The sequence below is a fragment of the Halobellus sp. Atlit-38R genome (assembly GCF_003665925.1).
Lineage (GTDB): Archaea > Halobacteriota > Halobacteria > Halobacteriales > Haloferacaceae > Haloquadratum > Haloquadratum inordinatus.
On sequence record NZ_QXIJ01000006.1, the window covers coordinates 101,062 to 126,711 of the forward strand.

Genomic DNA, 25,650 nt, shown 5'->3' on the forward strand with positions numbered 1-25,650 from the left:
GTGGGCTTGGAGAGTGAGGTATGGCGAGTCTGAGGGACCTCGGGTTGTCCGAATACGAAGCGCGCGCGTACCGGTCGTTACTCCGGACGGGAGCGACAACCGCCAAAGAGTTGTCGCGAGCGAGCGACGTGCCGATGGGCCGGATCTACGACGTTCTGAACAGCCTCGAACAGCACAATCTGGTTCGGAGTCAGGCGGCGAGCCGACCGAAGAAGTACGTCGCCGTCGAACCCGACACGGCGCTCGATCGACTCTTAGAGAACAAACGGCGAGAGCTTCGCGAGAAGGCCGAGCAGTACGAGAGCGTCGTCGACAACCTCACAGACGAACTGGAGACCGCAGAGCCGGTCGAAAGCCAGTTCTGGACGGCTGCGGTGGGGACCGAGGAGTCCGTCGAACTCCTCGTCGAACGCCTCGCGGCGGCGGACGACTCGCTGGTGGTCGTTGCGGGCGCCGTATCCCCACAGTTCGATCTGGGTGCGGTCGGAAAGCGCGTCGTCGAGGAACTGGAGGCTGCGCTGGACCGCGGGGTCGACGTGTCCGTACTGATGGCGCCGGAACTCGTCGAATCGCTGCCCGAGAGCGTCGGGGAGCGCTACACCCAGCGGCTGGCGAATCATCCCGCATTCGAAGTCCGAACGGCCCCTGGACTCTCCGGGACGTTCGAGCTCATCGACGACGTGGAAGTCTGTATCGAGGTCCCGAACCCGCTGGATCCCGCCCAGGCGTTCGCGATGATCGACCTGAAAGATCCCGACTTCGCGGCTGACGTGCGCGAGATGTTCGACCCGCAATGGGAGGCCGCCGAACCGCTCGCGTTGTCGTCACTCGGTGGCGAGTAGCATCAAACAGTTCGGGCGAACGTCAGCCAGTCGGTTTCTACTGGTTGTCGACTTCGGCCCGGAGCTGTTCGAGCGTGACCTCGCGCTCGGCGTGGGCGTTGTGCTGGTGGATCGACTCGTCGTTGGACTGCTTCATATGGACGACGGCGTCGTCGTCTAAGTGGTCGAACTCCTCGACGACCTGTTCGGCCATCGAGCGGACGCAGTCTTCGACGAACTTCGCGTCCGCGTGCGCCTGATACGTCATGTGGTCCTCGTCCGGACGCTTCGCGAGGTTGTAGATCCGCGCGGACATCGAGTCGCGAGCCAGCTCTGCGATCTCCCGGAGGTCGACGTCGGGCGAGCCGTCGGCGGTGATCGTGAGCGTCGCGTGGCCGCGCTGGGAGTGACCGGGCTGGGGGACCGTGTCGAGGAACTCCTCGATGGTTCCGTCGTCGACTTGCAGATCCTGCAGAACCTCGCGGGCGCGAGAGGCCGACATCCCCTGCGAGCAGGGACAGACGGTCATCCCCGTCACTTCCGCACCGATCTCCTCGCGAGTGCCCTCGTCGGTCGCCGTCGCGCTGGCGACGATCGTGATCGTGCTCTGTGTCGGGAGACCGCTCGCCGGCGTGTCCTCGCGGATGACGTAGTCGGCCGTCATCCGCACCTCCGCGGTCGAGGTGTAATCGTGCTTCGCGAGGAGACGTTCGGCCGCGTCGCCACACATATCTTCGACGCGGTAGGCCGGTTCCGAGACGGCCGCTTCGAGCGTCTCGTCGATGACCTGCATATTCCGACTCATATCGATCCCCTTCCGACCGCTCGGGAGGTCGACGAACACCTCGAACTCCGCCATCAGAACGAGCGGTCGTTTGCCGTCGCGGGCGATCTTCACTAGTTTGTCGACGCCCGTGACGCCGACCTGACTTAACCCGACGGTTACGTCGGGCTGGCTCGCTTGCACGTCAGGAAGCTGGTGACTCATTGTCACACGGGAAGGACGCAGTTTGATTAACGCTTTCGTTAGCCGAAGTTTGAGAGTGAAGTTCCCGACGCCGCGTCGGGTAGAGGCGATCCCGTCGCGTTCCGTCTCCCGACGGAAGTGCCGCCTACGGCCAGTCGTCGCGCCCGCTGGACTCGAAGGGATCTTGCTCCTCGTCGGCGTCACCAGCGAGTTGCCAGCCGGCCGCTTCGGCCGCCTGTTCGAGCGGGAGGTACTCCCAGCCGGCCGCCTCGGCGACGTCGGCGTCCTCGTCGGTGGTTCCGACCAGGACGTGTCGGTCGGTGTCGAACTGCGCTTTCACGTTTTCGAGGCTCTCGCGAACGCCTCGCGGCCCCGAGAAGAAGTCCTGTCGGACCCGGTGCTTCCGCGTGAAGTTCGTGACGACGTAGGTGGGCTTCTCGCTCACGACGCCGACGTACTCGGTCCACTGACGGGCGTCGTTGAACACGGCGTTCGGATCCGCGAGGCCGCGAAGTGCCTCTAGCTCGAACGCCAGCGTCATATCGGCGTCGCCGCCGGGGCCACCCGAGGGCTCGTCGCTCATACCTGCCCCTATCGCCTACCCGCCGAAAACTGCATCGGTCCCCCACAGTCGAGAGCGAAGATCAGATGATGCGGTAGTACTCGGTGAACCGGACGACGTCGCCGGTCGCGAGTCCGGCAGCGTCGACTGCGCGGTCAGATCCGGACACCGCGTCGAGGAACTCCCGACGAGCGGCCGGCGTGAGCTGATCGAGGTCTCGGACGCGGTCGGTCGGACCGACGTCTGACGGGCTGCACTCGACGACGACGGTTGCGACGTCCGCACCCCCCGAACCGCCAATAGATCGTGACATATGGTACCAATATACATTATAGATCATAAAGATTTTGGGCAGGTGACAGACCGACGATCCCGACCAGCAGATGTCGCGGCCGAGACAATCGCGTAGAACGGCGGACAGCAGTGGAAAATAGAGCGTGTAGAACGCGACTGGAGTCCGTCCGTTACCGTTACTCGGCGGGGGTCTCTTCGAGGTCGAGCTCGTCGATCTCGAAGTTCTGCTGCATCAGGACGTCTTTCTGATCGGCGACGTCGCGCCGTTCGCGCATCAGCTTCTTGTACTTCGACTGCGGCGAGAGGTCGCCGATGAGGACGCCGCCGACGATCTGGCCGTCTTTGAACGCCAGGCGCCGCCACTCGGTGTCGGAGTACTTCGCTTCGGCCTCGTCGTCGCCCAGCGTCGGGTGCCCGAAGGAGAGGAACGGGAAGTCGAAGTGGGTGATCGAGTACGAGGAGACCCACTCGAAGGGCTCGGAGCCGTAGTCGACCATATTCTGCGCGGCGATCGTTCCCTGCTCTTTCGCGGAGCCCCACGCGCCGTTCTGCGCGCGCTCGCCGAGGATGAGGTCGTTGAATTCGGTGATGTCACCGGCGGCGAAGACGTCCTCGTGATTCGTCTGCATATACTCGTCGACGACGATGCCGTCGTTGCACTCGATCGGCGTGTCCTGCAGGATCTCCGTGTTGAAGTTCAGCCCGATCGCGATGCCGACGAAGTCGGCGTCGTACTCGTCGCCGTTGGGGTCGACGGCGGTCGTCACGCGACCGTCGTCGTCGGTCTCGAAGTGATCGACGCCGGACTGGAAGACTGGCTCGACGTCGCGCTCTCGCAGCGCGTCGTGGATGATCTCTGCGCCCTCTTCGGAGAGCGCGTAGCGCCACCAGCAGTCACCGCGCATCAGGTACTTGCCTTCGACGTCCTGGGCGGCCGTGATCGCGGCGAGGTCGATGCCGAGCAGGCCCGCCCCGACGATGACGGAGCTGTCGGCCTGTTCGATGTGGGATTTGATCGCGCGGGCGTCCTGGAACGTCCAGAAGTGGTGGACGCCGTCGGCGTCGGAGTTGTCGACCGGGAGCTGTGTCGGCGTCCCGCCGGTCGCGATCAGCAGTTTGTCCCAGGCGTACTCCTCGCCCTCGTGGGTCTCGACGGTGTGGCCGTCGACGTCGATATCGACGACGAGCGTGTTGAGTTGGAGGTCGATGTCGCGCTCGTCGTACCACGATTCGTCGTGGATGGAGATCGGCGCTTCGGGGAGTTTCCCCTTGGCGAACTCCTTGATCAAGATCCGATTGTACAGGGCCTCGCCCTCGTCCGTGATGACGGTGATCTCGGCGTCGGGTTGCTCCTCGCGGAGGGTCTCGGCGGCGGAACTGCCGGCGACACCGTCGCCGATGATCACGTACGACTGAGTCATATTCGAGCGCTTCGGGTTCGGGGTTAATGGGGATTGCTATATTGCTGGCCTCCGACGAAACGTTGGCGGCTGTACGCGGCGAACCCATTACTCCAACTTCTTGAGCGCCTCGAAGAAGTCCGATGCCGGGCCAGCCATCCGAACGGGATCGTCGGCGATCTCGACGGTGACGTCGGCGGGCGGTTCGACGTGTTCGCGGATGCGGCCGTCGACGACGACGACGGCGTTCTCGGTCCCCTCGACGGTAACCGAGACCGTGGCGTCGCGGTCGACGACGAGCGGCGGCATCCCCTGCGCGCCAGCCATCTCGGTGACGACGAACCCCGAGACGCCCGGGTGGATCAGCGGTCCATCCTCGCTGAGATTGTACGCGGTGCTGCCGGTCGGCGTCGCGATGAGGACCCCGTCTGCGTGTCCGGTGGCGTAGCGCGAGCCGTCGACGCGCACCTCGATCGACGCGCCGCCGCCGTGGCCGCGGCGAGCGCCCTGAACGACGACTTCGTTGACCGCCGAGGGGAGTTGCCAGTCCTCGCCGCTGGCTGCGAGCCGCGGCATCGACCGCGTCGGCAGTTCGCCCGCCTCCCGGAAGTCTCGCACCTCCTCCATCACAGCCTCGACGGCGTCGTCGGGGTTGACGGCGTTGAGGAAGCCGACCTCGCCGAGGTTGACGCCGAGAATCGGGGTCGTGCGTGCGCCGTGGGCCGCAAAGAGGAACGTCCCGTCGCCGCCGATACTCACCACGAGGTCGGCCGCGTCGAACGCCTCGATCGGCCGCCCTGGCACGTCGAGTTCGTCGGCCGTCGCCGCATCGAGCCACACCGTGACGTCTGCCGAGACGAGTCGCTCCCTGAGGTCGCCGGCCAGGCGGGCCGTCCGGTCGTTACCCCATTGCGCGACGATGGCCACCTTCATCTCCGTCGCCAGGTTCGACGCGACGTCAAAAAAGGGCTCCGTCACGCGTCGGTCATCGCTCGCGAGCGGTCACTGCCACCGGCGCACACGGGCAACATTGATACCGGCGCCGGTCCTCTCGTTTCGACGACGGCGATGGAACACAGCGGCCACCACGTGGGGCGTCGGAGTCGAGCGTCGCAGCCTGACCCGAGCGAGGGGGCGGGTGACGGCTATGAGTGACGACGACGATTGGTTCGAGCGCGCGCTTCGGGAGGACGACGAGAGCGAAGACGCCGACGAGGACGGCCGTGAGGACGACGAACGCGACGGCGACGTAGCGGTGGAGCGGGAGCCAACGACCGCCGAACCGCGCGGTGAGCCGCCGGTCGACGAGACCGAAGGCGAGAGCGGGGGGCAAAGCGGAGGCGAAAGCGGAAGCGGAAGCCAAGGTGAAAGCGGAAGCCAAGGTGAAAGCGGAAGCCAAGGTGAAAGCGGAAGCCAAGGTGAATCCCAAGCCGCCGCTCGCGAGACTGAGGACGCGCGAAGCGACGGAGAGACTGACCAGCAACTCGGAGAACAGGCGGCCTCCACAGAGGCCGACTCCGGGGGATCCGACGAAAGTAGCGACCCCGCCGGTAGCGAGCCCGGAGCGACGAGCGACGAGAGCGCGGGCGACAGCCCGTTCGAGGAGGACTTCGCCTCGGCGCTCGAAAACGCCCCCGACCCGGGGACTGGAGCCGGCGCAGCGATGGGCGGGGCTTCGGAATCGAACCCGCCCGACGAAGGTGGGTCGGAGAGTCCGTTCGGCCCCGCGGACGCCGGCGCAGGCGACGGCGACGACTTCGGCTTCGCGAACTTCGAGGACGACACCGACGATTTCGACGAGGAGTCCTTCGATTCCGACCTCGAGCGGCTGGACATCGGGATCGGAGGACTCGACCAGATGATCCTCGGCGGCGTCCCGCGCCGGTCGCTGATGGTGGCCGTCGGGTCCGCCGGGACGGGTAAGACCACGTTCGGCCTGCAGTTTCTGAACCACGGGCTCGAAAACGGCGAGGACGCGGTCTACATCGCACTCGAAGAGAGCCACGAGCGAATCCTCGCGACCGCGCGCGAGAAGGGCTGGGAGTTCGAGCGCTACGTCGAGGAAGACCGCCTCGCCATCGTCGACATCGACCCGATCGAGATGGCGAACAGCCTCGACAGCATCCAGAACGACCTCCCGGAACTGATCAAAGAGTTCGGTGCAGATCGACTGGTGCTCGACTCCGTCTCGCTGCTAGAGATGATGTACGAGAGCGCGCAGAAGCGACGCAGCCAGGTCTTCGGCTTCACGCGGGCGCTGAAGAGCGCCGGCATCACGACGCTTCTGACCTCCGAGGCGAGCGACGACAACCCCTACACCTCGCGGTTCGGAATCGTCGAGTACCTCGCAGACGCCGTGTTCGTGCTGCAGTACGTGCGGCCGAGCGACTTCCGCGAGACGCGGTTGGCGATCGAGATCCAGAAGATCAGAGACGCGAATCACTCCCGGGAGACGAAGCCATACGAACTCACCGCCGAGGGGATCAGCGTCTACCGGCAGGCGAATATCTTCTGAGAGAGAGGATCGAGTCCGCGAGTCAGTACAGCAGTTCGGCGTCGTCTTCGATCATATACAGCGTCCGCGCGGCGATGTTGACCGCGTGGTCGCCGACGCGTTCGAGGTCGCGGACCGTCAAGAGCAGTCGCGAGATGTCCTGGAGATAGGCTTCGGCGTCCTCGCTCCCGTCGCCGAAGGGATCCTGCTCGATGAGGTCACGGACGACGATGGAACTGGCGGCCTCACACATCGCGTCGAGGTCGTCGTCGCGGCCGGCGACCTCGTAACACGCTTCTGGATCCTCGTCGGCGTAGGCAGCCATCGCGGATTCGAGCATTTCCAGCGTCTCGACGCCGATCTGTTGGACGTCGACCTCGGGGAAGACGTCCCGGTCGGCGTCCATCGCGTACTGTGCGAGGTTCACCGCGAGGTCGCCGATGCGTTCGAGATCGGTGATGATCTTGAACGACGCGGCGATGAACCGCAGATCGGAGGCCACGGGCTGCTGAAGCGCGATCAGATCTACGCACTGGCCTTCGAGGTCGAGGTACATTTGGTTCACCTCGTCGTCGCCGTCGACGACTTCCTTGGCGGTGGCCGCGTTTTTCTGTTCGAGCGCGTCGAGGCCGAGTCGCAACCGTTCGGCGACGACCTCGCTCATATACAGAACGTCGTCTCGGAGATTCGAGAGCGACTCCTGGTACTCTTGTCGGGGCATACCTGTCGGCACACAGGACTGCAGTATAAGAGTGTCGCGAAGGAGAGGCACAGCGAGAACAGAAAGCGGCGAAACGCAGAGCGGCGAAAGGGAGAGAGACAGAATCGACGGGCGTTACCCGAACTTGCCCGTGATGTAGTCTTCGACCCGCTGGCTCTCGGGATTCTCGAAGATCTTCTGGGTGTCGTCGAACTCGACGAGTTCACCGCCAGTCAGGAAGACGGCGGTCTGATCCGAGATGCGAGCGGCCTGCTGCATATTGTGCGTCACGATGACGACCGTGTAGTCCTGCGCGAGTTCCTCGATCAGATCCTCGATCTGGGAGGTCGCGACCGGGTCGAGCGCGGACGCGGGTTCGTCCATCAGGAGGACTTCCGGGTCGGGCGCGATGGCGCGAGCGATGCAGAGACGCTGCTGTTGGCCGCCCGAGAGATCCAGACCGGACTCGTCGAGTTGGTCTTTCACCTCGTCCCAGAGTGCGGCGCGCTTGAGCGACTCCTCGACGATCTCGTCGTAGTCGCCGCCTTTGTCCTGGATCTTCAGCCCGTAGGTGACGTTTTCGTAGATGCTCTTCGGGAAGGGGTTCGGCTTCTGGAACACCATCCCGACGCGGCGGCGGAGCGCCACGGGGTCGACGTCGTCGTCGTAGACGTTCTTCCCGCGGAGGTAGAGGTCGCCCTCCACGCGGGCGCTGTCGATGAGGTCGTTCATCCGGTTGATACACCGGAGGAACGTCGACTTCCCACACCCCGAGGGGCCGACCATCGCGGTCACACTCTTCTCGGGGATGTCCATCGTGATGTCCTGTAGCGCCTGATTGTCGCCGTACCAGACGTCGATGCCCTCCGCGCTGACGACGGTCTCTCGACGGCTCGGCCCGTCAGACGAGGAGACGCTTCCGCTGACGTCGGTCTGGATGAGCATCTCGTCGTCCGTCGGGTCGGGCGAGCTATCCGCGCGCGCGTCTGATTCGTTCGTATTCTGTTGACTCATTGGCTGAAATTCACCCTGTTCGCTCAAACTTGTTCCGAAGCACGATCGCGACCGAATTCATCGCGAGGAGCACCGCGAGCAGCACGACCACGCCGGCGGGGACGGCCTTCGTGTAGAAGTCCTCGCTGGCGAAGAGGCTCGACCACGCATACACCTGCAGCGGCATCGCGCTCACCTTCGAGTTGAGCGCGGTCGGGAGGCTGAAGACGACGTTCGGCGCACCGATCATAATGAGCGGTGCCGTCTCGCCGATCGCACGACCCAGCGCGAGGATCGTCCCGGTCAGGATGCCGGGGAACGCCTCGGGCAGGACGACGTTGCGAACGGTCTGCCAGCGCGTCGCGCCCATCCCGTAGGAGGCCTGCCGAAGGTCCGACGGGACGGATCGGATCGCCTCTCGCGAGGAGATGATGACGATAGGGAGAATCAAGAGCGCGAGCGTCGCGCCGCCGACGAGGACCGTCCCCGCGGACCGCCCGAGGTACGTCACGAAGACGCCGAGCCCGAGCAGGCCGTAGACGACGGAGGGAACGCCCGCGAGGTTCGAGATGTTGACGTCGACGAAGCGCGTGAGCGCGTTGTCGGGGGCGTATTCTTCGAGATAGACGGCCGCACCCACACCGAGCGGGAACGACAGCGCCGCGACCGTCGACATCAGGAGGATCGAGCCGCCGATCGCCGGGTACAGCCCTGCGTCAACCGCCGAGCCGCTGTGGGAACTCGTCAGGAACTGCCAGTCGACCCACGACTGGGGGCCGGCGAAGCCGAACGCTTCGACCGCCGCGGCACCCACGAGCGCGCCGACGACGACCGTCGCGGCGAATCCCAGCCCGGCGGGCGTGCCGTTCTCACCGAACGCACCCCGCCAGGCGTACGCTGCCGTCGGCACGAGCGCGACGGCGGCTACGACGACGGCGGGGACCGGGTCGATGCCGACGAACGGCCCGACGACTGCGCTCGCGACGCTCACAGCGAACGCGGCGAGGCCAGCGTACAGCCCCGAGCGAGCGTCGCGGACGCCGGCGACGTACGCGCCGACCGCGGCAGCGGAGCCCCCGCCGACGACGGCCGCGACCATCATCCAGTCGACCGGAATCACGGGGATTGACTGGATGATCTGGACGAAACTCGGGACGACCGGCGGGAGGCCCGCGGCGTCACCGATCGGTCCCGGGAGACCGAAAAGCGAGAGATAGAAGGCGAGCGAGGTCGCGGCGAGCCGCGTCGTGAACGAGATCCGATGGGAGTTCCGGGTGAGCACGACCGCGACCGCGGCGGGAATCACGAGTCCGATCGCGAACGAGAGCGCGACCAGCGGTGGGACCACGTCGACGACGAGGAGCCCGACGCCCCCGCTAAACATCAGCGAGACCACGAGCAGTCCGACGAGGAAGACGCCGAACGAGAACGCCGCGTGGTCCCGCTTGCGGACGTACGCGCCGACCAAAAGCGTCGGTACGACGAGCGTGAGGAAGTAGGTGAGATACCAGCCGGGGTCCGCAGTGAGCGGCCGGATCGCGTCGTTGGCGACGTACACGAGGAGTACCGCCAGCGTGACGATGCCGAACATCGTCGCCGCGAGCAGCAGGTATCTGAAGACCGTACCGACGGTTCGGCTGACCTGTCCGAACCCTTCGATTTCGCCGTGTTCGGTTTCGGCGGCCATTTCAGTACTCCTCCCGGTACCGCTGTGCGACGAAGTCGCTGATGACGTTCATAACGAGCGTGATGACGAAGAGGACGAGACCGATCGCGAAGAGGCTGCGATACGCCAGCCCGCCCCCGGTGATGTCGCCGAGGAGCAGTTGGACCATCGCGGCCGTCATCGGGAGCGATCCTTCGAGGAACGACGCGGGGTTGACGGGGTTCAGGAACTGCGCGCGCGACCCGGCGGCGATCGTGACGGCCATCGTCTCGCCGATGGCGCGCGAGAGCGCGAGGATGAACGACGAGAAGATGCCCGAGAGCGCCGCGGGGACGACGATGCCGGTCGCGACGTCGAACTTCGTTGCGCCCATCCCGTACCCGGCCTGCCGGAGGTCGTCGGGGACGGCCGACATCGCGTCCTCGCTGATGGAGGCGACCATCGGGATGATCATAATCCCGACGACGATGCTCGCCGAGAGCATATTGAACGTCCCGATCTGCGGGATCACGGTGGCGAGCGCCGGGGTGATGTAGATGAGTGCGAAGAAACCGTAGACGACGGTCGGCACGCCGGCGAGAATCTCGAGTGCGGGTTTAAGCACCGAGCGAGCCCGCTGGCTGGCGTACTCGCTGAGGTAGATCGCCGTCGCGACGCCGAGCGGAATTGCGATGACCGCCGAGCCGATCGTGATCATCAGCGTCGCCGAAACCAAAGCGAGGACGCCGAACTCGCCGCTGTTGATCTGCCAGGTCGTGCCGGTGAGAAAGTCGACGAGCGACGCCGTCTCCCCGGTCACGCCCATCAGCGGGGCAGTGATCGTGAAGAACTTCGCCGCCTCTGTCACGAGCAGCACGACGATGCTGATCGTCGTCACGATGGACAACGCCGCGCACAAGAAAAAGAACGTCCGCGTCAGGAGTTCTCGGGGGGAGTTCTCCGTCTGCCGCGTGAGGTCGGTTTCCAACTCGTCTGTGCTCATTGTGTATTCAGATTATTGTGGGATGAAAAAGCGCTTCGTTAGACGTACGAGCGCGGCACGCGTTGTCTAGTTCGATCCGTCGACGGCGTCGTCGATTCGGGCCAGCATCGTCTGCTGTTCGTCCTCGCTGAGCGGGACGTACCCGACTTCCTCGGCGACGATTTCGCGGCTCGTCGCGTTTTCCATCCAGAAGCGCGTGAACGCCTCGATGTGAGCTTCCTGCAGCGCCGAGACCTTCGGGTAGGTGAAAAGCGGCCGCGACAGCGGCGTGTAGTCACCCGAGAGCGCCGTTTCCAGAGACGGCTCGACGTAATCGCCCTCGCCGTCTTTGACCGGAACCGCCTGCACGGAGTCCTGATTCTCGCTGTAGTAGGCGAATCCGAGGTAGCCCATCGCGTACTTCGAGCCGGTGACGCCCTGAATGATGGTGCGGTCCTGCTCGGTCGGCGAGTAGTCCTGTCGGTGGCTGGTCTCTTCGCCGAGGATCGCCTCGTGGAAGTAGTCGTAGGTACCCGAGGCGTCGGAGGGGCCGTACAGTTCGAGCGGCTCGTCGGGCCACTCGGAGTTGATATCAGACCACATCTCCGGCGAGGTGTCGGCCGACCAGATCTGCTTCAGTTCTTCGACGGTGAGCCCCTCGCCGATCCAATCGTTGTCGTTGTTGACAATGACCGTCAGGGCGTCGGTCGCGACCTTGAGCTCGACGGGTTCGACATCGCTCCCGGCGCACTGATCTTCTTCCTCGGGCTGAATCGGCCGCGACGCGTTGTTGAAGTCCGTCTGTCCCGTACAGAAGTAGTTCGCGAAGCCGCCACCGGAGCCCGTCGACTGGAGACTGATGTTGACGTCGCTGTGGGTCTCCTGGAAGCGCTGCGCCATCGCCGTCGCGAGCGGGAAGACCGTCGAGGAACCGGCGATCGCGATGTCGCCCGCGAGCGACTGTGACCCGCTGTCGGTTCCATCCGAGCCGGACTCGTCGCCACCCGACGTCGGTTCCGCAGTGGAGTCGCCGCCCGTGTTCTGCTGTGTGCAGCCAGCGAGGCCGGCGACGCCGAGCCCGCCGGACGCGAGAAGGAACTTGCGACGTGAAACACTACTGCGCTTGGATTGGCGCGTCATTATCACTCCGTATCCGTAGGCAGGATAAAACGACTACTAATACAGCTATATAGAAAAAATACCAGTATGTACTCTATGGTCGAGTCTGAAACTGCTGTTTTCGGGACTTTGAGAGCGACTGTTCGGGCAAAGTGGCGCCAAAATATTGTTAATATCCCGCCATCTAACCTCAATAAAATATATTTTTAAAACTATACTGCGTCATTAACCAATTTATGGCAGATTATGCAGCGAATATAGTTTTGATCGACAAGTGTAGTCGTGGGAAATCTAGTCGTGAGAGGAGATCACACAATCCGGTGTTCTCGTCGATTCTATATATAGTAATGGTCAAGTTTATACTATGGGGTTCACAACGGCCAGATATGGTCGAAACGCGGAAGGTGCAGGTCACCGGGGGGTCGACGTTCACCGTTTCAATCCCGAAAGAGTGGGCGACTGAAAACGACGTCTCGGCCGGAAGCGTCGTCGAATTTTACCCCGAGGGTGATTCGCTATTCTTGGCACCGACGAACGGTGAGGAACGAACCGAGGGCGCGCTCGACGTAACCGACCTCGAAGGCGACGAACTCACGCGCGCGGTGATGACGATGTACGTCAGTGGCTTCGACATCATCTCGCTCGAGAGTTCGCGGATCACGACCGATCAGCGACGGACGATCCGGGAGGCGACCCAGAGTCTCGTCGGCCTCGAAGTCCTCGAAGAGACGCGCGATAAGGTCGTCATCCGCGACCTGCTGGACTCCGCCGAACTGTCGATCCACACCGCCGTCAGGCGGATGCGGCTCATCTCGCTGTCGATGCTCGCGGACGCTATCGACGCGCTCGCGGAACTCGATACGGATATGGCCCGCGACGTCATCCAGCGCGACGACGACGTCGACCGCCTGTGGATGGTCGTCTCCCGGATCTTCCGGGCGACGCTCCGGACGCCGAAGGCCGCCGAGGAACTCGGACTCCCCCGTGAGGTCTGTTTCGACTACCAGTCCGCGGCGCGACAGCTCGAACGCATCGCCGACCACGCGACGAAGATCGCACACCTCACCTTAGAGTTCGAGAAGCCAGTTCCCGACGAGGTCATCGACGCGCTCTACGAACTCCACGAGGAGTCTCGCGAGATCGTCGACGACGGAATGGACGCGCTGCTCACAGACGACAGCGACGAGGCGACCCGGCTGGCCAACGACGCCCGCGAGTCGGTCCAGGCCATCGACGAGCGCGCTCGCAAGATCGACGAACTCCTGCGTGACCTTGATCCCGCACGCGCGCAACTGCTCGGGCTGATCGTCGACTCCGTGTCGCGGAGCGCCGACTACGGCGGCAACATCGCCGAAACAGCGCTGCAGAAAGCCGCGCCGACCCCCTAGGATCGACGCGTAGTTCCGAGAAGAGTTACTCTTCGTCGACGAGAACGGCGTTGACCTGACCGGTCTGCCCCGGACGAGACGTCACGCGGGCCGTGCCCTCGCTCGTCTCGATGATCGCGCCCTTCGTGATGATGTTCCGTCGAACGTAGTTGACGTTCGCGGGATTCTCGACCACGTTTTCGATGGTCGCTTCCTCGACTTCGCCGTCGATCGCGACCTGCGCAACGTTCGCCGAGAGGGCGCGGACCTTCTTGTTCTGGCCGCGTGCGTCGACGACCTGGAATCGTGGCTCGCCGACGGTCGTTTCGGTTGGCTGACGGCCGAGTTGGTGGCGCGTCTTCTTGTGCGAGCGTCGGCGTCGACCGCCGGTCCGCTTCCGCTTCGAACGTCCTTGGTCCTGCATACGGGATAACTGACCGGGTGAGTACTTCAATCGCTCGAATCGGTGACGCGACCCAGACACCGTGGAGACAGCGCCGAGCGACCGACAGCGACGTCTCTCGGGAGTCGACGTCGCGGAAAAGGTAGCAGCCGTCCGGGAACAGCCCGGACGGCCGCTGCCGCCCTGAATTGGTCCCCGCTGACGCTTCGGCCCTCCAGACGAAGCGTCACTTGGCGGGAAGGGTGGAAGCCACTTAAGCGTGCCGCACCCGGAAACCGTTTCACTCACGTTGACAAATATAGCACCCGGCGCGAGACGTTTTTGTCGCTACAGGTCCTTCATAAGACAATGAGTGAGAGCGACGCCGTCGCGCGCGCCCGGCGCGCCGCGGAGCAACACGATTCCTTCGAACGACTCGACGACGGACGCTACGCAGTAACGACGACCGCCTTCGACGGCGAGGTCGTGATCGATAGCGACGGCGGCGCAGCCGTCTTCGCCATCACCGTTCGCGTGCCGATGCTCGATGCCGTCACCGAAGACCACGTCGCTCCGGTCGTCGAAGACGGCTGGTTCGACACGCTCGCGCTTCGGCTCGAAGACGTCGACGGGGCGTTCCGCGGCACCGACGACCCCGACGTCACGGTCGAACGGGACGGCGAACACGCGGTCCTGAACGTCGAACTCACCGACCTCGACGCCAACCGCGCTGCGGCCGACGCGGTCGCCGCCGTCGAGTACGTCGAAGGAACCTACGTCGAGGGGATCATCCCCGGCTACGACTACACGGAGCCAGTGACGCATCTCATCCAACGGGCGGCAAGCACGGGCGGCGGGACGAAGGGCGGGACACCGCTGTAGTTCCGAGACGACGGTTCGAGCGGTCAGTCCATCGCGATGTACGTCTGGGTGTGTTCGATACCGGCCATCTCGTGGATCGACGTCGCGATGTCTTTGACGTCGCCGGGGCTCTCTACGCGGACTTTCACGATGTAGTCGATGTCGCCGGCGACGACGCTAACGCTCTCGACCGCGTCGTCGACCGACGACATCGCCGATTTTAGCCGATCGACGTCGCCCGTCGAGGCTTTGACCATCACGTAGGCGGTGACCATCAGACTGCACCCCCCTCGGGCGCGAGTTTCTCTCCGACGATGAGCTGTCTGGCCTCTTCGAGCACGTCGAAGTCAGCGAGGACGGCAAGCCGATCACCGACTTCCAGCGAGTCGTCAGACAGCGGGAGCCCCATCGGCTTGTCGGCCTTGCCGAACGCCAAGATCCGGGCGTTCGCCGGGAGTGCGACCTCCTCGATCGTGTACCCACGCATCGGCGACTCCTCGGTGACGGTCATCAGGACCACCTGGAGGTTCTGCGCGATGTCAGCGATCGCGCGCACCGAGCCACCGAGTAGTGCGTTCTTCGCGCCCAGCGCGCCGAGGCGTTCGGGATAGACCACCTCGTCGACCTCGTCGGCGTACTTGTGATAGACCTCTTCGCGGTAGTCCTCGTCGACGCGGAGCACCGTCCACGTGTGGTGGTACTTCGCGATCGAGCACGCCGCGAAGTTCACGTTGAGGTCGGCCGTGAGCGCCCCGAGGCCGTCGGCGTCTTCGATGCCGGCCTCGATGAGGACTTCCTCGCGGGAGCCGTCGCCTTCGACGACCTCGAAGCCGTCTTCGCGGGCGCGCTCGACCCGATCGCGGTTCTGTTCGACGAGCGTGATCTGGTGCCCTTCGTCTCTGAGAACCCGGGCGGTCCGGAGTCCCACGCGACCTGCACCAATGATAACGAACCGCATACGAATGGGGTACGCCGGCGGGCGTGAATAATGTTTCTCCGGAACGTCCCTGTACGATTCGCCGGTCCGACCTCGTTTCGCCCCGTCCGATCGAGTCAGCGTGGGACGCCACTCGCGGCACAAATGCTATGAGATGGTATCACGTACCGTGATGGTATGGTTCACGCGTTCATTATGGTGAAGACCGGCGCCGGGGAGTCAGAACGACTCATCGACTCCATCCGGGAACTGGCGAACGTGACCGAGGCGCACATCGTCGCGGGCGCGTACGACATCATCGCCGAGGTGGACGCCCCCGAGGTGTACGAAGTCCTGAGCGCGTCCTCGACCGAAATTCAGGGGTTCGAGGGCGTCACCGACACCAAGACGTACATCTCGATGGACGAGTAGCCGCCGCAGGCGGGGAAGACTGCCGCGGACGGGAAAACGTCGCAAACGCCGGAATCGCCGCAAACGACGCGTCGGTAGTGAGGCGCAGTCGCTCGGGCGGGGCGAACGCCACGGAGCCGAACGCGTAAAGTCCTCGGCGCCCCTACTCCGGGTATGGTCTCGGCCGTCGGACTCGTGCTGTTCGGGGCGGTGCTCGTGGTGCACACGCTGCTGGCAGCCGTGCTGACCCGTTTCTTCCGCCTCCGATTGAACACCCAGTGGGGATACGTCGTCTACTCGTTCGCGCTCATCCCGATCGCGCTGCTCGTGACGACGCTCGTCTTCTTCGGGATCCTCCCGATCGGCGCCGGTCTGAACCTCGGTGCGACGGCGCTTCTCGGCGCGGCCATCGCGCTCCCGCTCGCACTCGGATTCACCATCGACACGCTCTACATTCCGGCACCGGAGGAGTACGACCTCCCGGACCGACAGTGAGCCGATAACGCAACCACGGCGCGCTTGGCCTCGGACAGCTATCGGTCTGCGACCAGCCGCTCGACGTGTTCTTCGACGGCGTCGATCACGGCCGAGAGCGGCTGGGTCGCGTCGACGCGGACGAACCGCTCGGGGTCACTTTCGATGAGTCGCTCGTAGTTCTGACTGACTCGTTCGAGGTACTCCGCGTGTTCGAACTTGTTCGTCGCGCCCGCCCGCTCGGCGGCCGTCTCGGGGTCGACGTCGAGATAGATCGTCGCGTCCGGCGGATGGGTGAAGACGTCGTGAATCTCCCGGATGTACGTCAACGGGTCCCGACCGCCGGCGAGATACGATTCCGCGAGCGACGCCGCTTGATACGCGAACCGCGAGTCGGTGTAACGATCGGAGACGACGAGCGTCCCGTCCGTGAGCGCCGGGCGCACGACCCGAGAGAGATGGTCCGCGTGATCGGCGGTAAACAGGAACAGCTCGGCCAGCGGGTCGGCGTCGTCGTCGTGCATCGAGCGGGTGACGGCGTCGCCGTACCAGGAATCGGTCGGTTCGCGGGTGAACACCGCGTCGGGGTAGTCGTCTCTGAGGGCCTGCCAGGCGGTGGTCTTCCCGCTCCCGTCCAGTCCCTCCAGCGTGAGGAGCATAGTTCGAGATGGCGGATCGGGGAGTAAAATCCCACCGAGTCGCTGCGACGCGCCGTCGAGGCACCCGTGCGTCGACGGAAACGGCAGTTAGCTTTACGTCGACACGGAGAGATATCACGGGTATGAAAGTACTCGTCGTCGGCGGGAGCGGATTCATCGGAAGCACCCTCTGCCGGGAGCTGAAGGGCCGGGGGCACGAAGTAACCGCACTCTCGCGAAGCCCCAGCGGCCAGGACCTTCCGAAGGGCGTCAACAAAGTGATGGGAAACGTCACCGACTACGGTTCCATCAAGGGCGCCTTCGAGGGGAAAGACGCAGTCTACAACCTCGTCGCGCTCTCGCCGCTGTTCAAGCCGAGCGGCGGCGACAAGATGCACGACCGGATCCACAGGCAGGGCACCGAACACGTCGTCCGCGCGGCCGAGAAACACGACGTTCGGCTCGTACAGATGAGTGCGCTCGGTGCCGATCCCGACGGCCCGACGGCGTACATCCGATCGAAGGGCGAGGCCGAAGAGATCGTCACCGAGTCCGTCCTCGACTACACGATCTTCCGTCCCTCGGTCGTCTTCGGCGAGGGTGGCGAGTTCATCTCGTTCACGAAACTGCTCGCGCCGCCGTACCTCAGCGCGCTCCCGGGCGGCGGCAAGACGCGGTTCCAGCCCATCTGGGTGGGCGACCTCGTGCCGATGCTGGCCGACGCCATCGGGTCCGACGAGCACGTCGGAAAGACCTACGAGATCGGCGGCCCGGACAAACTCACGCTCGCGGAGATCGCGCGGATGATCCACAAGTCCGACGGCCGGTCGACGACGGTCGTGCCGGTTCCGATGGGGCTCGCGAAGGTGGGGCTCACGATCGGCGGCGCCATCCCCGGCTTCCCGATGGGCAAAGACCAGTTCCGCTCGCTGCAGTTCGACAACGTCACCGACGACAACGACGTCGACGCCTTCGGTGTCGGGACCGGGGAACTCACCACGTTGGAGGCGTACCTGAACGGGCGCGCGGGCGACGCCGGGACCGCTGCCACTGCGGCGAGTTCCGGGTGAGACCGACGCGTTGTCGCCGCTGTTGACTCACGGCGCTGAATTTAAATCCTGAGAAATAGGTCCTGACCTCACGGGTACAGAGGTCTAATGACTCATTAACACCCGCTCGCAGTACTGCGGTTTCGGTGGTACGTCTCTCGTTCTGCCCGTTTCACACCATCACAAGGTTTATGTCCGCGTTTGCACTGGGATACACCCAATGGCGAGGGGACCCGATAAATGAAGCTCGCAATGATCGGTTTCGGGCAGGCCGGGGGAAAGATCGTCGACAAATTCGTCGAGTACGATAAGCGCCACAACTCGAATATCGTCCGCGCGGCAGTCGCGGTCAACACGGCGAAGGCCGACCTGATGGGATTAGAACACATCCCGAAGGACCAGCGGGTCCTCATCGGTCAATCGCGCGTGAAAGGCCACGGCGTCGGCGCCGACAACGAACTCGGCGCGGAAGTCGCCGAGGAAGACATCGACGAAGTCCAAGGGGCGATCGACAGCATCCCGGTCCACGAGGTCGACGCGTTCCTGGTCGTCGCCGGTCTCGGCGGCGGTACCGGCAGCGGCGGCTCGCCCGTTCTCGCGAAACATCTCCAGCGAATCTACACTGAACCCGTCTACGGATTGGGGATCCTACCCGGAAGCGACGAGGGCGGGATCTACACGCTGAACGCCGCGCGGTCGTTCCAGACGTTCGTGCGGGAAGTCGACAACCTGCTCGTCTTCGACAACGACGCCTGGCGGAAGACCGGCGAGTCCGTCCAGGGCGGCTACGACGAGATCAACGAGGAGATCGTCACCCGCTTCGGCGTCCTCTTCGGGGCCGGCGAGGTCGGCCAGGGCAGCGAAGTCGCCGAGAGCGTCGTCGACTCCTCCGAGATCATCAACACGCTGGCCGGCGGCGGCGTCTCGACGGTCGGCTACGCCTCCGAGACGGTCGAAAACGAGTCTTCGAGCAGCGGGCTGCTCTCCCGAATCACCGGCGGCAACGAGGAGACGGAACTCGACACCGCACACACGACGAATCGAATCACCTCGCTCGTGCGAAAAGCCGCGCTCGGCCGTCTGACGCTCCCCTGTGAGATCGAAGGCACCGAACGCGCGCTGCTCGTGATGGCCGGTCCCCCGCGGCACCTCAATCGGAAGGGAATAGAGCGCGGTCGCAAGTGGATCGAAGAGCAGACCGGTAGTATGGAAGTTCGCGGCGGCGACTACCCCATCAGGGACTCCGGAAAGGTCGCGTCCGTCATCCTCCTCTCGGGCGTGACGAACGTGCCCCGCATCAAGGAGCTCCAGCAGGTCGCCATCGAGGCACAGGACAACATCGACGACATCCGAGAGGAGAGCGAAGACAATCTGGAGAATCTCATAAACGATGACGAAGACGAGCTGGAGTCGCTTTTCTAAGCTCGCGTTAGCCTGTCTCTTCGTCCTCTCGGTCGCCACGGTCCCCGGAGCAGCCGTCTCCGTCGGCGACTCGGACGTCACCAGCGACGCTGAGGTCGGGACACAGGTCACTGCGACAGCTACGCTGACAGAACTGTATCAGAACCCCTCGCTCGAATCGTGGACGCTCGCCGGGCAGACGGACCTGACCGACGTGACGTGGACGGTCTACTACTACGACCAGACCGGCGCGAAAGTCGATCAGGAGTCCTTCGACGGGCAGTCCTTCTCGGGCGCCGAGATCTCGACGTCCGACGGGACGAACGAGGTCGAAGTCGAAGTGACCGGTACGGTACCCGAAGTCGCGTCGTACTCCTACGAGCCCGCACAGACGTTCACCGTGATCGGGCTCGAACAGACGCGTCAGGGCGGTTCCACGAACGAGATCGACAGCTGGAACGCGACGTACTACACCGGAGAGAGCCGTGATGCGCGGAACGCGATCGACGAGGCGTCCGCGGCCGTCGAGCAGGTGAACTCCCAAGAGGCCGAACGGTCGCTCGGAAACGCGATCGACGCCTACAACGGCGAGGAGTTCTCGCTCGCGATCGATCTCGCCGAGCAGGCTCAAGAACAGGCCCAACAGACCCAGCAGTCCAATCAACTGCTGCAGTACGCGCTGTACGGCGTCGGTGGACTCGTCGTGATCGGCCTCCTCGTCGGCGGCTTCCTGTACTGGCGCTCCCAGCAGCAGGGTCACGACAAACTCGGCTGAGTCTCTCCGTTTCTGCGATGCACGTCCTCGTTCCGTACACGAATCAGAACCCGAAGAGTCGCCTCGCGCCCCCGCTCTCGCGGTCCGAGCGCCACGAGTTCTCGCTCGCGATGCTCCACGACGTCGTCGACGCCGTCCGGGAGACCGGCCACGAGCCCGAGTTGCTCCTCTCGGCGCCCCTCGATGAGCGCACCGTGGACGATGGTGACGACGAGTCGTCGACGGTCGACGAGACGGATAATCGGCCCGAAACAGAATTCCACGCAGGCCCCGTAGATTCTCTTTCGGCGACCATCGACGACAGACCACTCACGGCGGCGGTGAACGGAGCGCTCGATCGGATCGGCGGGGAGACGAGCGCGGTGGCGATCGTGATGGCCGATCTCGCACTCGCGACGCCGGCGGCGCTCCGTCGACTGTTCGCCGTCGGTGGCGACGTCGCGATCGCACCGGGGCGCGGCGGCGGGACGAACGCGCTCGTCGTTCGCGACCCCGCGTTCTCGGTCGACTACCACGGCGCGTCCTATCGGGACCACCGCCGCATCGCCGAGGAGGCAGGGCTCGCGGTCGAGACCGTCGACTCGATGCGGCTGGCGACCGACGTCGACGAGCCGGCAGACCTCGCGGAAGTGCTGTTGCACGGCCGCGGACGCGCTCGGGAGTGGCTGCAAGACGCTGGCTTCGAGATCGACACCAGCGACGGGCGAGTCGGCGTCGACCGATCGTGATCCTCACCGACGGCGTGCCGGAGTGCGACTGTTTTTGTACGTCCGACCGCGAAACGTGACCACGATGTTCCCCGCGGCCGAGGAGTACGGCGTCGACGTGACGATCGAGGAGTCGGCGGTCGACCGACTGCTGTCGGTGACGCCGGCGGACGTCGCGGCCGCGCCGGAACTCACCTTCTCGCGGAACGTCTTCCTGCCGTTGACGACCGCCTGTCGCTACACCTGCACGTACTGCACCTACTACGACGTTCCGGGCGAAGCGACGCTCCTCTCGCCGGACGAAGTCCGCGAGCGACTGCGCGTCGGCGCCGACGCCGGCTGTACGGAGGCGCTTTTCACCTTCGGTGACGAACCGGACGAACGCTACACAGCGATCCACGACCAACTCGCCGAGTGGGGCTACGACGACGTCCTCGGGTATCTCCGAGACTGCTGTGAGATGGCGCTCGAAGAGGGCCTCCTCCCGCACTCGAATCCGGGCGATCTGACCGAAGCCGACTTCGAGCGCCTCTCGCCGGTCAACGCGAGTATGGGAGTGATGTTAGAGACGACCGCGGACGTGCGCGCACACTCGGGCACGCGGCGAAAGACGCCGGGCCAGCGGCTGAACACGATCCGCGCGGCGGGGGAGGTCGGTGTCCCCTTCACGACCGGCCTCCTCGTCGGCATCGGCGAGTCGTGGCGTGACCGCGCCGAGAGCCTCCTCGCGATCCGAGGGCTCCACGAGCGCTACGATCACGTCCAGGAGGTGATCGTCCAGAACGTCGTCCCGAACGAGCGCTCGGATTTCGAGCAGCCGTCCGTCGACACGATGCGGCGGGTGGTCGCGATGGCGCGCGCCGCGCTCCCCGCGGAGGTGTCAGTCCAGGTGCCCCCGAACCTCTCGCCGACGCGCGACCTCGTCGACTGCGGCGTCGACGACCTCGGGGGCGTCTCACCCGTCACGGAAGACTACATCAACCCCGACTACGCCTGGCCCGCGCTGCGGGAACTGGAGGAAATCGCAGCGGAAGCCGGCGTCCCGCTGTACGAACGCCTGCCAGTGTACGACCGCTACCTCCCGGAGTCGCTCCGCAGAGACGACTTCGACGGCCGGCCGGCAGCGGGCCAGTGGCTCTCGGAGCCGATCGCCTCGGCGATCACCGCGGGCGACGTCCACGGCGAGCGCTACCGGAGCGTCGCACGGCGAAATGGTCCGCTGTCGGTGGACTCGCCGCTTCCGTCGGGCGGATCGGCCGACTGAACGCCCGCGAGCGAGTGCGGAGACTTCACACCCCGAGCCAGTCCGGAACCCGTTTTCTGAAGAGCGTGTACGCCGCCGCGAGAAGGACGCCGCCGACGACCAGCCCCCGGAGCCAGCCGTCGAACGTCGCCGCGGCGGGAACCGCAAGAACGACTGTCAAGAGGAGATCCTCGGGCGCACCGTCGTAGCGGACGACGTAGCGAGGGCGGAGCCACCGGCGCCGCGGATGGAGGTAGACGGCGCGGTCGGAGGTGCGCTCCCACGGGCGGAGTTCCTCGCCCGCGCCGAACCAATCCGACAGCGAGTGCATACCCGCCGCGAGGAAGAACAGCGCGACGGCGACCGTGAGTGCCGACGGAGCGGCCATTGCAAGGGCACCAGCGAGAGCGCCGGCGGCGGAGTAATACACCGGGAAGTGCAGCGTCTTGCGGTGGACGCCGACGAACAGATCCACGTCCGGGAGGATACCGCCGAGAACCGCTCCCACAGCGGCCGGGACGGCTAACTCGGGGGCGACGTAGGCCACGGGCGCGGCGAGGAGGAGCCCGGCCGCCACGTGCGTGGTGACCATCATCGACTGGTGGGAGGATCGGAGCGAACTTGAGTCTGTCCAGCGTCGCCAGCGAAAGCAGTCAGAACAGCGGATCGAGACCGCCCTCATCACCCCAGACGAGATCCCGGAGCGCCTCCGGCCGCTCTGCGGCCCGCGCTTCGAGGTTCTGCTGCGTCTCGCGACCGATCTGCTGGAGTTCTTTGATCCGCGGGACGTCGGTGACCCCCGCGAAGACGACGAGCGCCGCGACGTAGTTCGAGTCCGGGATCGGGTAGTCGCCGCCGCGGACCTCCATCGTGCCGGTCTCCTCCTCCAGCCACCGCCGCGCCTCCTCGATGCCCTTTCGGTTGAGGTACTTCGGCGGTCCGCTGACGACCACGAGCGCGCGCTCGGTGCTCTGGACGTTCGCCGGGAGCGTGAGGTTTCCGAGCGTCGCTCGGCGCACCGTCGTCGTGATCCGGTTGACGACGTCCGTCGCGTCGGGGGCGGCCTCGCGCCGGCCGAACAGCCCCCGAGACGCCCGTTCGAGTTCCGAGTTGGCGTATCCGATGGTCGTCACGCCGCCGCCGGCCAGCGTGTTGATGACCTCGGAGGCGTCGACGACCGACTCCGGGACCGGCGCGTTCGACACCTCACCCGCGGTGAGGAGGACGCCGAGGCGGCGGGCGATCTCTTGATTGATGGCTGCGTAGCCGCCGTGGAGGCTCTCTCCCGACCGTCGCCAGGTGTCGTTGTCGAAGACGAGCAGATTGTCGACTTCCCGCACGAACGTCTGGAACGACCGCGCGGCGTTCAGCGTGTAGATCCCGCCCTCGTCACTTCCGGGCAGGACCCCGAGTCCGTACGTCGGCTCCGTGTAGAGCCGCGAGAGTTCGCGCGCGATGACCGGCGCGGCGCCCGATCCGGTTCCCCCGCCCAAGCCGGCGACGACGAAGAACGCGTCGACCTCGTGGATCGGCAGGTCGTTGACGGCCCCGCGGATCTCGTCGATGTCCTCCTGGGCGACAGTCACGCCGAGTTCGTTGTCGGCCCCGCAGCCGTGGCCTTTCACGCGCGATTGACCGATGAGGACGCGGTTGTCGACCGGGATTTGACTGAGGCCGAGCAGATCGGCCGTCGCCGAGTTGATGGCGACGGCGTCGGTGACGAAATCGGCCCGGCTCGCCGCCTCGTACTCCAAGATCGCGTCAGCGACCTTGCCGCCGGCCTGGCCGACGCCGATCAGTGCGATCTTCATCTCAGCGAACGGTTGGGAGCCAGCGACAATAAGGCTCCGCCCGGCGGGGTCCGGTGAAATCGCCGCTCGTAGGGAGTATCGTAACTGTTCGGGGGGTCTCGCCGTACCGTCCGGCGAGAATTCTATCGGGACTTGTGATACTCTCTCTCAGTCGTCGGCGGGGGCGGGATCGCTACCCGCCGGCGACTGACCGTCGAGCATCGGCGTGCCGTCGGCCCGCGGCCCGAGACGTGGCCCGTGGGGTCGATCGTCGATGTCGATCCGGCGCACCGTCCGATAGTCCGTCGAACGCTCGACGGGCGTACGACCGATCGCCGAGATCATCTCGACGTAGTCGTCGAACGAGCGGAACTCGCCGAAGGACCCGCCGGCGCGGGTGGTGATCTCCTCCGAGAGGATCGTCCCCATAAAGTCGTTCGCGCCGCAGTTGAGCAGTTTCAGCGCCTTCGCGTTCCCGAACTTCACCCAGGAGGACTGGATGTTCTCGACGTTGTCGAGGAACAGTCGGGCGACCGCGACCACCAGTTCGTCTTCGGCGTCGCTCGCGCCGCCGTCGACGACGCCGTTCTCGTACAGCGGCGTGTTCTCGTGGACGAACGAGAGCGGGACGAACTCGGTGATGCCGCCGGTGCGGTCCTGCAGATCGCGGATCACTTTCAGATGTTCGATGCGGTGGGCCGCGTTCTCGACGTGCCCGTACATCATCGTCGAGGTGACGTCGAGTCCGGCCGCGACCGCGCCCTCCATCGCGGCGACCCACTCTTCGGTACCGATCTTCCCCGGGCAGATGACATCGCGGACCTCCTCGACGAGGATCTCCGCGGCGGTGCCGGGCGCGGAGGCGAGGCCCGCTGCTTTCAGTTCGCGGTAGACCTCCTCGTAGGACCAGTCGGTGCCGCGGCGGGCGTGCTGGGCCTCCTCGGGCGTCATCGAGTGGAGGTGGACGCCGCCGACAGACATCGCCCGCATCTGCTCGACGTACGTTCCGGGATCGGTCTCGTAGACCGTCGGCGGCTTGTAGTCGACCTCCTTCGCCGGGGCGTCGTAGGTCGCCAGGATCTCGCGGTGCTCCTCGTTCAGTGCGAACGCCGGGTGGAGTCCCGAGACCGACGTCACCTCGTAGATGCCCATATCGAGCGCGTCCTCGACGACGGCGCGCGACTCCGCGGGCGGTTTGGTGAAGCCCGCGTGCTCGCCGTCGTAGTCCGCCTCGAACTGGTGGGCGGTGTTCTTGAAGTTGCAGAACAGACAGCCGGTGTTACACGCGGTCGTGACGTTGTTGTTGAGGTTCGCCACGAACGTGACCTCGTCGCCGACGACCTCGGCTCGTCGCCGGTCGGCGGCCTCGAGGACCTGCTCTTTCCGTATCGGGTCGATTCCGGGCGCGTCGGTACCGGTCGTGATCAGTTCGATCCCGTCGTCGACGGTCAGGCGGTCGCCCGCGCGGGCCTTCGCCAGCGCGTTCTCGAACGACTGGTCCGTGTCGGGGACGACGTCGAACTCGAAATCGGAAGCGGAGTCGGACCCCTCGTCCGTCGGTGCGGCTGGCTCGCGCATACCGGTTCACAACGCAATACGAGACAAAAAGTGAGGTGGTAGCGGAACTGGCGTGGTATATCACAGACGTGTATAGATCCT

The 25,650-nt window shown here is 65.1% G+C and carries 28 protein-coding genes; 11 read left to right on the top strand and 17 right to left on the bottom strand.

Features of this window, described 5'->3' with window-relative positions; translation table 11 throughout:
• The first annotated feature begins 20 nt into the window (after positions 1-20).
• Positions 21-842: a TrmB family transcriptional regulator gene (locus tag D3D02_RS10170; protein ID WP_121569873.1), complete on the top strand. Its 822-nt coding sequence runs from the start codon at positions 21-23 to the stop codon at positions 840-842.
• A 37-nt stretch (positions 843-879) separates the two neighbouring features.
• Here the strand turns inward: D3D02_RS10170 and mptA are convergent, their stop codons facing one another.
• The 5 genes from mptA to D3D02_RS10195 form a co-directional block, all read right to left on the bottom strand.
• Positions 880-1,809 carry a GTP cyclohydrolase MptA gene (mptA, locus tag D3D02_RS10175; RefSeq protein ID WP_121569874.1) on the bottom strand — a complete coding sequence of 310 codons (930 nt, stop codon included), beginning with the start codon at positions 1,807-1,809 and terminating at the stop codon, positions 880-882.
• Positions 1,810-1,933: 124 nt separating this feature from the next.
• A complete protein-coding gene (locus D3D02_RS10180) occupies positions 1,934-2,329 on the bottom strand; it encodes a hypothetical protein (RefSeq protein ID WP_121570006.1) in 396 nt (131 codons plus the stop codon).
• A gap of 103 nt (positions 2,330-2,432) precedes the next feature.
• Positions 2,433-2,663, bottom strand: coding sequence for a hypothetical protein (locus tag D3D02_RS10185; protein WP_121569875.1), 231 nt, complete (start codon positions 2,661-2,663; stop codon positions 2,433-2,435).
• Positions 2,664-2,820: 157 nt separating this feature from the next.
• On the bottom strand, positions 2,821-4,065 hold the full coding sequence (locus D3D02_RS10190) for an NAD(P)/FAD-dependent oxidoreductase (protein WP_121569876.1): 1,245 nt from the start codon (positions 4,063-4,065) through the stop codon (positions 2,821-2,823).
• An 87-nt stretch (positions 4,066-4,152) separates the two neighbouring features.
• A complete protein-coding gene (locus D3D02_RS10195) occupies positions 4,153-4,977 on the bottom strand; it encodes an NAD(+)/NADH kinase (protein ID WP_121570007.1) in 825 nt (274 codons plus the stop codon).
• A 214-nt stretch (positions 4,978-5,191) separates the two neighbouring features.
• Between D3D02_RS10195 and D3D02_RS10200 the strand changes: the two genes are divergently transcribed.
• Positions 5,192-6,559, top strand: coding sequence for a KaiC domain-containing protein (locus tag D3D02_RS10200; protein ID WP_121569877.1), 1,368 nt, complete (start codon positions 5,192-5,194; stop codon positions 6,557-6,559).
• 22 nt (positions 6,560-6,581) lie between these two features.
• Here the strand turns inward: D3D02_RS10200 and phoU are convergent, their stop codons facing one another.
• The 5 genes from phoU to D3D02_RS10225 all read right to left on the bottom strand — a co-directional run bounded on the left by phoU (position 6,582) and on the right by D3D02_RS10225 (position 11,998).
• On the bottom strand, positions 6,582-7,259 hold the full coding sequence (gene phoU / locus D3D02_RS10205) for a phosphate signaling complex protein PhoU (protein ID WP_121569878.1): 678 nt from the start codon (positions 7,257-7,259) through the stop codon (positions 6,582-6,584).
• Positions 7,260-7,373: 114 nt separating this feature from the next.
• Positions 7,374-8,252 (bottom strand): phosphate ABC transporter ATP-binding protein PstB, encoded by an 879-nt coding sequence (gene pstB / locus D3D02_RS10210; RefSeq protein WP_121569879.1) that lies wholly within the window; start codon positions 8,250-8,252, stop codon positions 7,374-7,376.
• Positions 8,253-8,262: 10 nt separating this feature from the next.
• Positions 8,263-9,918 carry a phosphate ABC transporter permease PstA gene (pstA, locus tag D3D02_RS10215; RefSeq protein ID WP_121569880.1) on the bottom strand — a complete coding sequence of 552 codons (1,656 nt, stop codon included), beginning with the start codon at positions 9,916-9,918 and terminating at the stop codon, positions 8,263-8,265.
• A 1-nt stretch (position 9,919) separates the two neighbouring features.
• Positions 9,920-10,879 carry a phosphate ABC transporter permease subunit PstC gene (gene pstC / locus D3D02_RS10220; RefSeq protein WP_121569881.1) on the bottom strand — a complete coding sequence of 320 codons (960 nt, stop codon included), beginning with the start codon at positions 10,877-10,879 and terminating at the stop codon, positions 9,920-9,922.
• A 66-nt stretch (positions 10,880-10,945) separates the two neighbouring features.
• Entirely contained in the window at positions 10,946-11,998 is a 1,053-nt protein-coding gene (locus tag D3D02_RS10225) for a PstS family phosphate ABC transporter substrate-binding protein (RefSeq protein WP_121569882.1), read from the bottom strand.
• A gap of 365 nt (positions 11,999-12,363) precedes the next feature.
• Between D3D02_RS10225 and D3D02_RS10230 the strand changes: the two genes are divergently transcribed.
• Positions 12,364-13,365, top strand: coding sequence for a phosphate uptake regulator PhoU (locus D3D02_RS10230; RefSeq protein WP_121569883.1), 1,002 nt, complete (start codon positions 12,364-12,366; stop codon positions 13,363-13,365).
• A gap of 25 nt (positions 13,366-13,390) precedes the next feature.
• Here D3D02_RS10230 and D3D02_RS10235 read toward each other — a convergent pair whose 3' ends face one another.
• Positions 13,391-13,768: a 30S ribosomal protein S8e gene (locus tag D3D02_RS10235; RefSeq protein ID WP_121569884.1), complete on the bottom strand. Its 378-nt coding sequence runs from the start codon at positions 13,766-13,768 to the stop codon at positions 13,391-13,393.
• Positions 13,769-14,095: 327 nt separating this feature from the next.
• On the opposite strand from D3D02_RS10235, the gene D3D02_RS10240 reads away from it, so the two are divergent.
• Positions 14,096-14,608 carry a DUF5813 family protein gene (locus D3D02_RS10240; RefSeq protein ID WP_121569885.1) on the top strand — a complete coding sequence of 171 codons (513 nt, stop codon included), beginning with the start codon at positions 14,096-14,098 and terminating at the stop codon, positions 14,606-14,608.
• A gap of 23 nt (positions 14,609-14,631) precedes the next feature.
• Here D3D02_RS10240 and D3D02_RS10245 read toward each other — a convergent pair whose 3' ends face one another.
• Complete coding sequence (locus D3D02_RS10245) at positions 14,632-14,862, bottom strand: Lrp/AsnC ligand binding domain-containing protein (protein WP_121569886.1); 231 nt, start codon at positions 14,860-14,862, stop codon at positions 14,632-14,634.
• Positions 14,862-15,545: a TrkA family potassium uptake protein gene (locus D3D02_RS10250; RefSeq protein ID WP_121569887.1), complete on the bottom strand. Its 684-nt coding sequence runs from the start codon at positions 15,543-15,545 to the stop codon at positions 14,862-14,864. The genes D3D02_RS10245 and D3D02_RS10250 overlap by 1 nt, the downstream gene beginning before the upstream one ends.
• Before the next feature lie 156 nt (positions 15,546-15,701).
• On the opposite strand from D3D02_RS10250, the gene D3D02_RS10255 reads away from it, so the two are divergent.
• On the top strand, positions 15,702-15,935 hold the full coding sequence (locus D3D02_RS10255) for an Lrp/AsnC family transcriptional regulator (protein ID WP_121569888.1): 234 nt from the start codon (positions 15,702-15,704) through the stop codon (positions 15,933-15,935).
• A gap of 153 nt (positions 15,936-16,088) precedes the next feature.
• On the top strand, positions 16,089-16,409 hold the full coding sequence (locus D3D02_RS10260; RefSeq protein ID WP_121569889.1) for a hypothetical protein: 321 nt from the start codon (positions 16,089-16,091) through the stop codon (positions 16,407-16,409).
• 38 nt (positions 16,410-16,447) lie between these two features.
• Here the strand turns inward: D3D02_RS10260 and tmk are convergent, their stop codons facing one another.
• A complete protein-coding gene (tmk, locus tag D3D02_RS10265) occupies positions 16,448-17,047 on the bottom strand; it encodes a dTMP kinase (RefSeq protein ID WP_121569890.1) in 600 nt (199 codons plus the stop codon).
• Positions 17,048-17,169: 122 nt separating this feature from the next.
• On the opposite strand from tmk, the gene D3D02_RS10270 reads away from it, so the two are divergent.
• The 5 genes from D3D02_RS10270 (at position 17,170) to cofG (ending at position 22,222) form a co-directional block, all read left to right on the top strand.
• Complete coding sequence (locus tag D3D02_RS10270; protein WP_121569891.1) at positions 17,170-18,096, top strand: complex I NDUFA9 subunit family protein; 927 nt, start codon at positions 17,170-17,172, stop codon at positions 18,094-18,096.
• 219 nt (positions 18,097-18,315) lie between these two features.
• The gene (locus D3D02_RS10275; protein ID WP_121569892.1) at positions 18,316-19,497 is read left to right on the top strand and encodes a tubulin/FtsZ family protein; all 1,182 of its coding nucleotides are present in this window, start codon (positions 18,316-18,318) and stop codon (positions 19,495-19,497) included.
• The gene (locus tag D3D02_RS10280; protein WP_121569893.1) at positions 19,466-20,251 is read left to right on the top strand and encodes a hypothetical protein; all 786 of its coding nucleotides are present in this window, start codon (positions 19,466-19,468) and stop codon (positions 20,249-20,251) included. The genes D3D02_RS10275 and D3D02_RS10280 overlap by 32 nt, the downstream gene beginning before the upstream one ends.
• A 17-nt stretch (positions 20,252-20,268) precedes the next feature.
• Positions 20,269-20,979: a 2-phospho-L-lactate guanylyltransferase gene (cofC, locus tag D3D02_RS10285; protein ID WP_121569894.1), complete on the top strand. Its 711-nt coding sequence runs from the start codon at positions 20,269-20,271 to the stop codon at positions 20,977-20,979.
• Positions 20,980-21,043: 64 nt separating this feature from the next.
• The gene (cofG, locus tag D3D02_RS10290; protein ID WP_121570008.1) at positions 21,044-22,222 is read left to right on the top strand and encodes a 7,8-didemethyl-8-hydroxy-5-deazariboflavin synthase subunit CofG; all 1,179 of its coding nucleotides are present in this window, start codon (positions 21,044-21,046) and stop codon (positions 22,220-22,222) included.
• Between the two features lie 25 nt (positions 22,223-22,247).
• Here the strand turns inward: cofG and D3D02_RS10295 are convergent, their stop codons facing one another.
• The 3 genes from D3D02_RS10295 to cofH all read right to left on the bottom strand — a co-directional run bounded on the left by D3D02_RS10295 (position 22,248) and on the right by cofH (position 25,569).
• Entirely contained in the window at positions 22,248-22,796 is a 549-nt protein-coding gene (locus D3D02_RS10295; protein ID WP_121569895.1) for a metal-dependent hydrolase, read from the bottom strand.
• A gap of 58 nt (positions 22,797-22,854) precedes the next feature.
• The gene (locus tag D3D02_RS10300; protein ID WP_121569896.1) at positions 22,855-24,012 is read right to left on the bottom strand and encodes a tubulin/FtsZ family protein; all 1,158 of its coding nucleotides are present in this window, start codon (positions 24,010-24,012) and stop codon (positions 22,855-22,857) included.
• Between the two features lie 147 nt (positions 24,013-24,159).
• On the bottom strand, positions 24,160-25,569 hold the full coding sequence (gene cofH / locus D3D02_RS10305) for a 7,8-didemethyl-8-hydroxy-5-deazariboflavin synthase subunit CofH (RefSeq protein ID WP_121569897.1): 1,410 nt from the start codon (positions 25,567-25,569) through the stop codon (positions 24,160-24,162).
• Positions 25,570-25,650 lie beyond the last annotated feature (81 nt).

What these genes read in the sequence shown, in the direction of transcription:
- D3D02_RS10170 (WP_121569873.1), top strand. Translation starts at nt 21, where the DNA reads ATGGCGAGTCTGAGGGACCTCGGGTTGTCCGAATACGAAGCGCGCGCG.
- mptA (WP_121569874.1), bottom strand. Translation starts at nt 1,809, where the DNA reads ATGAGTCACCAGCTTCCTGACGTGCAAGCGAGCCAGCCCGACGTAACC.
- D3D02_RS10180 (WP_121570006.1), bottom strand. Translation starts at nt 2,329, where the DNA reads ATGACGCTGGCGTTCGAGCTAGAGGCACTTCGCGGCCTCGCGGATCCG.
- D3D02_RS10185 (WP_121569875.1), bottom strand. Translation starts at nt 2,663, where the DNA reads ATGTCACGATCTATTGGCGGTTCGGGGGGTGCGGACGTCGCAACCGTC.
- D3D02_RS10190 (WP_121569876.1), bottom strand. Translation starts at nt 4,065, where the DNA reads ATGACTCAGTCGTACGTGATCATCGGCGACGGTGTCGCCGGCAGTTCC.
- D3D02_RS10195 (WP_121570007.1), bottom strand. Translation starts at nt 4,977, where the DNA reads ATGAAGGTGGCCATCGTCGCGCAATGGGGTAACGACCGGACGGCCCGC.
- D3D02_RS10200 (WP_121569877.1), top strand. Translation starts at nt 5,192, where the DNA reads ATGAGTGACGACGACGATTGGTTCGAGCGCGCGCTTCGGGAGGACGAC.
- phoU (WP_121569878.1), bottom strand. Translation starts at nt 7,259, where the DNA reads ATGCCCCGACAAGAGTACCAGGAGTCGCTCTCGAATCTCCGAGACGAC.
- pstB (WP_121569879.1), bottom strand. Translation starts at nt 8,252, where the DNA reads ATGAGTCAACAGAATACGAACGAATCAGACGCGCGCGCGGATAGCTCG.
- pstA (WP_121569880.1), bottom strand. Translation starts at nt 9,918, where the DNA reads ATGGCCGCCGAAACCGAACACGGCGAAATCGAAGGGTTCGGACAGGTC.
- pstC (WP_121569881.1), bottom strand. Translation starts at nt 10,879, where the DNA reads ATGAGCACAGACGAGTTGGAAACCGACCTCACGCGGCAGACGGAGAAC.
- D3D02_RS10225 (WP_121569882.1), bottom strand. Translation starts at nt 11,998, where the DNA reads ATGACGCGCCAATCCAAGCGCAGTAGTGTTTCACGTCGCAAGTTCCTT.
- D3D02_RS10230 (WP_121569883.1), top strand. Translation starts at nt 12,364, where the DNA reads ATGGTCGAAACGCGGAAGGTGCAGGTCACCGGGGGGTCGACGTTCACC.
- D3D02_RS10235 (WP_121569884.1), bottom strand. Translation starts at nt 13,768, where the DNA reads ATGCAGGACCAAGGACGTTCGAAGCGGAAGCGGACCGGCGGTCGACGC.
- D3D02_RS10240 (WP_121569885.1), top strand. Translation starts at nt 14,096, where the DNA reads ATGAGTGAGAGCGACGCCGTCGCGCGCGCCCGGCGCGCCGCGGAGCAA.
- D3D02_RS10245 (WP_121569886.1), bottom strand. Translation starts at nt 14,862, where the DNA reads ATGGTCACCGCCTACGTGATGGTCAAAGCCTCGACGGGCGACGTCGAT.
- D3D02_RS10250 (WP_121569887.1), bottom strand. Translation starts at nt 15,545, where the DNA reads ATGCGGTTCGTTATCATTGGTGCAGGTCGCGTGGGACTCCGGACCGCC.
- D3D02_RS10255 (WP_121569888.1), top strand. Translation starts at nt 15,702, where the DNA reads ATGGTTCACGCGTTCATTATGGTGAAGACCGGCGCCGGGGAGTCAGAA.
- D3D02_RS10260 (WP_121569889.1), top strand. Translation starts at nt 16,089, where the DNA reads ATGGTCTCGGCCGTCGGACTCGTGCTGTTCGGGGCGGTGCTCGTGGTG.
- tmk (WP_121569890.1), bottom strand. Translation starts at nt 17,047, where the DNA reads ATGCTCCTCACGCTGGAGGGACTGGACGGGAGCGGGAAGACCACCGCC.
- D3D02_RS10270 (WP_121569891.1), top strand. Translation starts at nt 17,170, where the DNA reads ATGAAAGTACTCGTCGTCGGCGGGAGCGGATTCATCGGAAGCACCCTC.
- D3D02_RS10275 (WP_121569892.1), top strand. Translation starts at nt 18,316, where the DNA reads ATGAAGCTCGCAATGATCGGTTTCGGGCAGGCCGGGGGAAAGATCGTC.
- D3D02_RS10280 (WP_121569893.1), top strand. Translation starts at nt 19,466, where the DNA reads ATGACGAAGACGAGCTGGAGTCGCTTTTCTAAGCTCGCGTTAGCCTGT.
- cofC (WP_121569894.1), top strand. Translation starts at nt 20,269, where the DNA reads ATGCACGTCCTCGTTCCGTACACGAATCAGAACCCGAAGAGTCGCCTC.
- cofG (WP_121570008.1), top strand. Translation starts at nt 21,044, where the DNA reads ATGTTCCCCGCGGCCGAGGAGTACGGCGTCGACGTGACGATCGAGGAG.
- D3D02_RS10295 (WP_121569895.1), bottom strand. Translation starts at nt 22,796, where the DNA reads ATGATGGTCACCACGCACGTGGCGGCCGGGCTCCTCCTCGCCGCGCCC.
- D3D02_RS10300 (WP_121569896.1), bottom strand. Translation starts at nt 24,012, where the DNA reads ATGAAGATCGCACTGATCGGCGTCGGCCAGGCCGGCGGCAAGGTCGCT.
- cofH (WP_121569897.1), bottom strand. Translation starts at nt 25,569, where the DNA reads ATGCGCGAGCCAGCCGCACCGACGGACGAGGGGTCCGACTCCGCTTCC.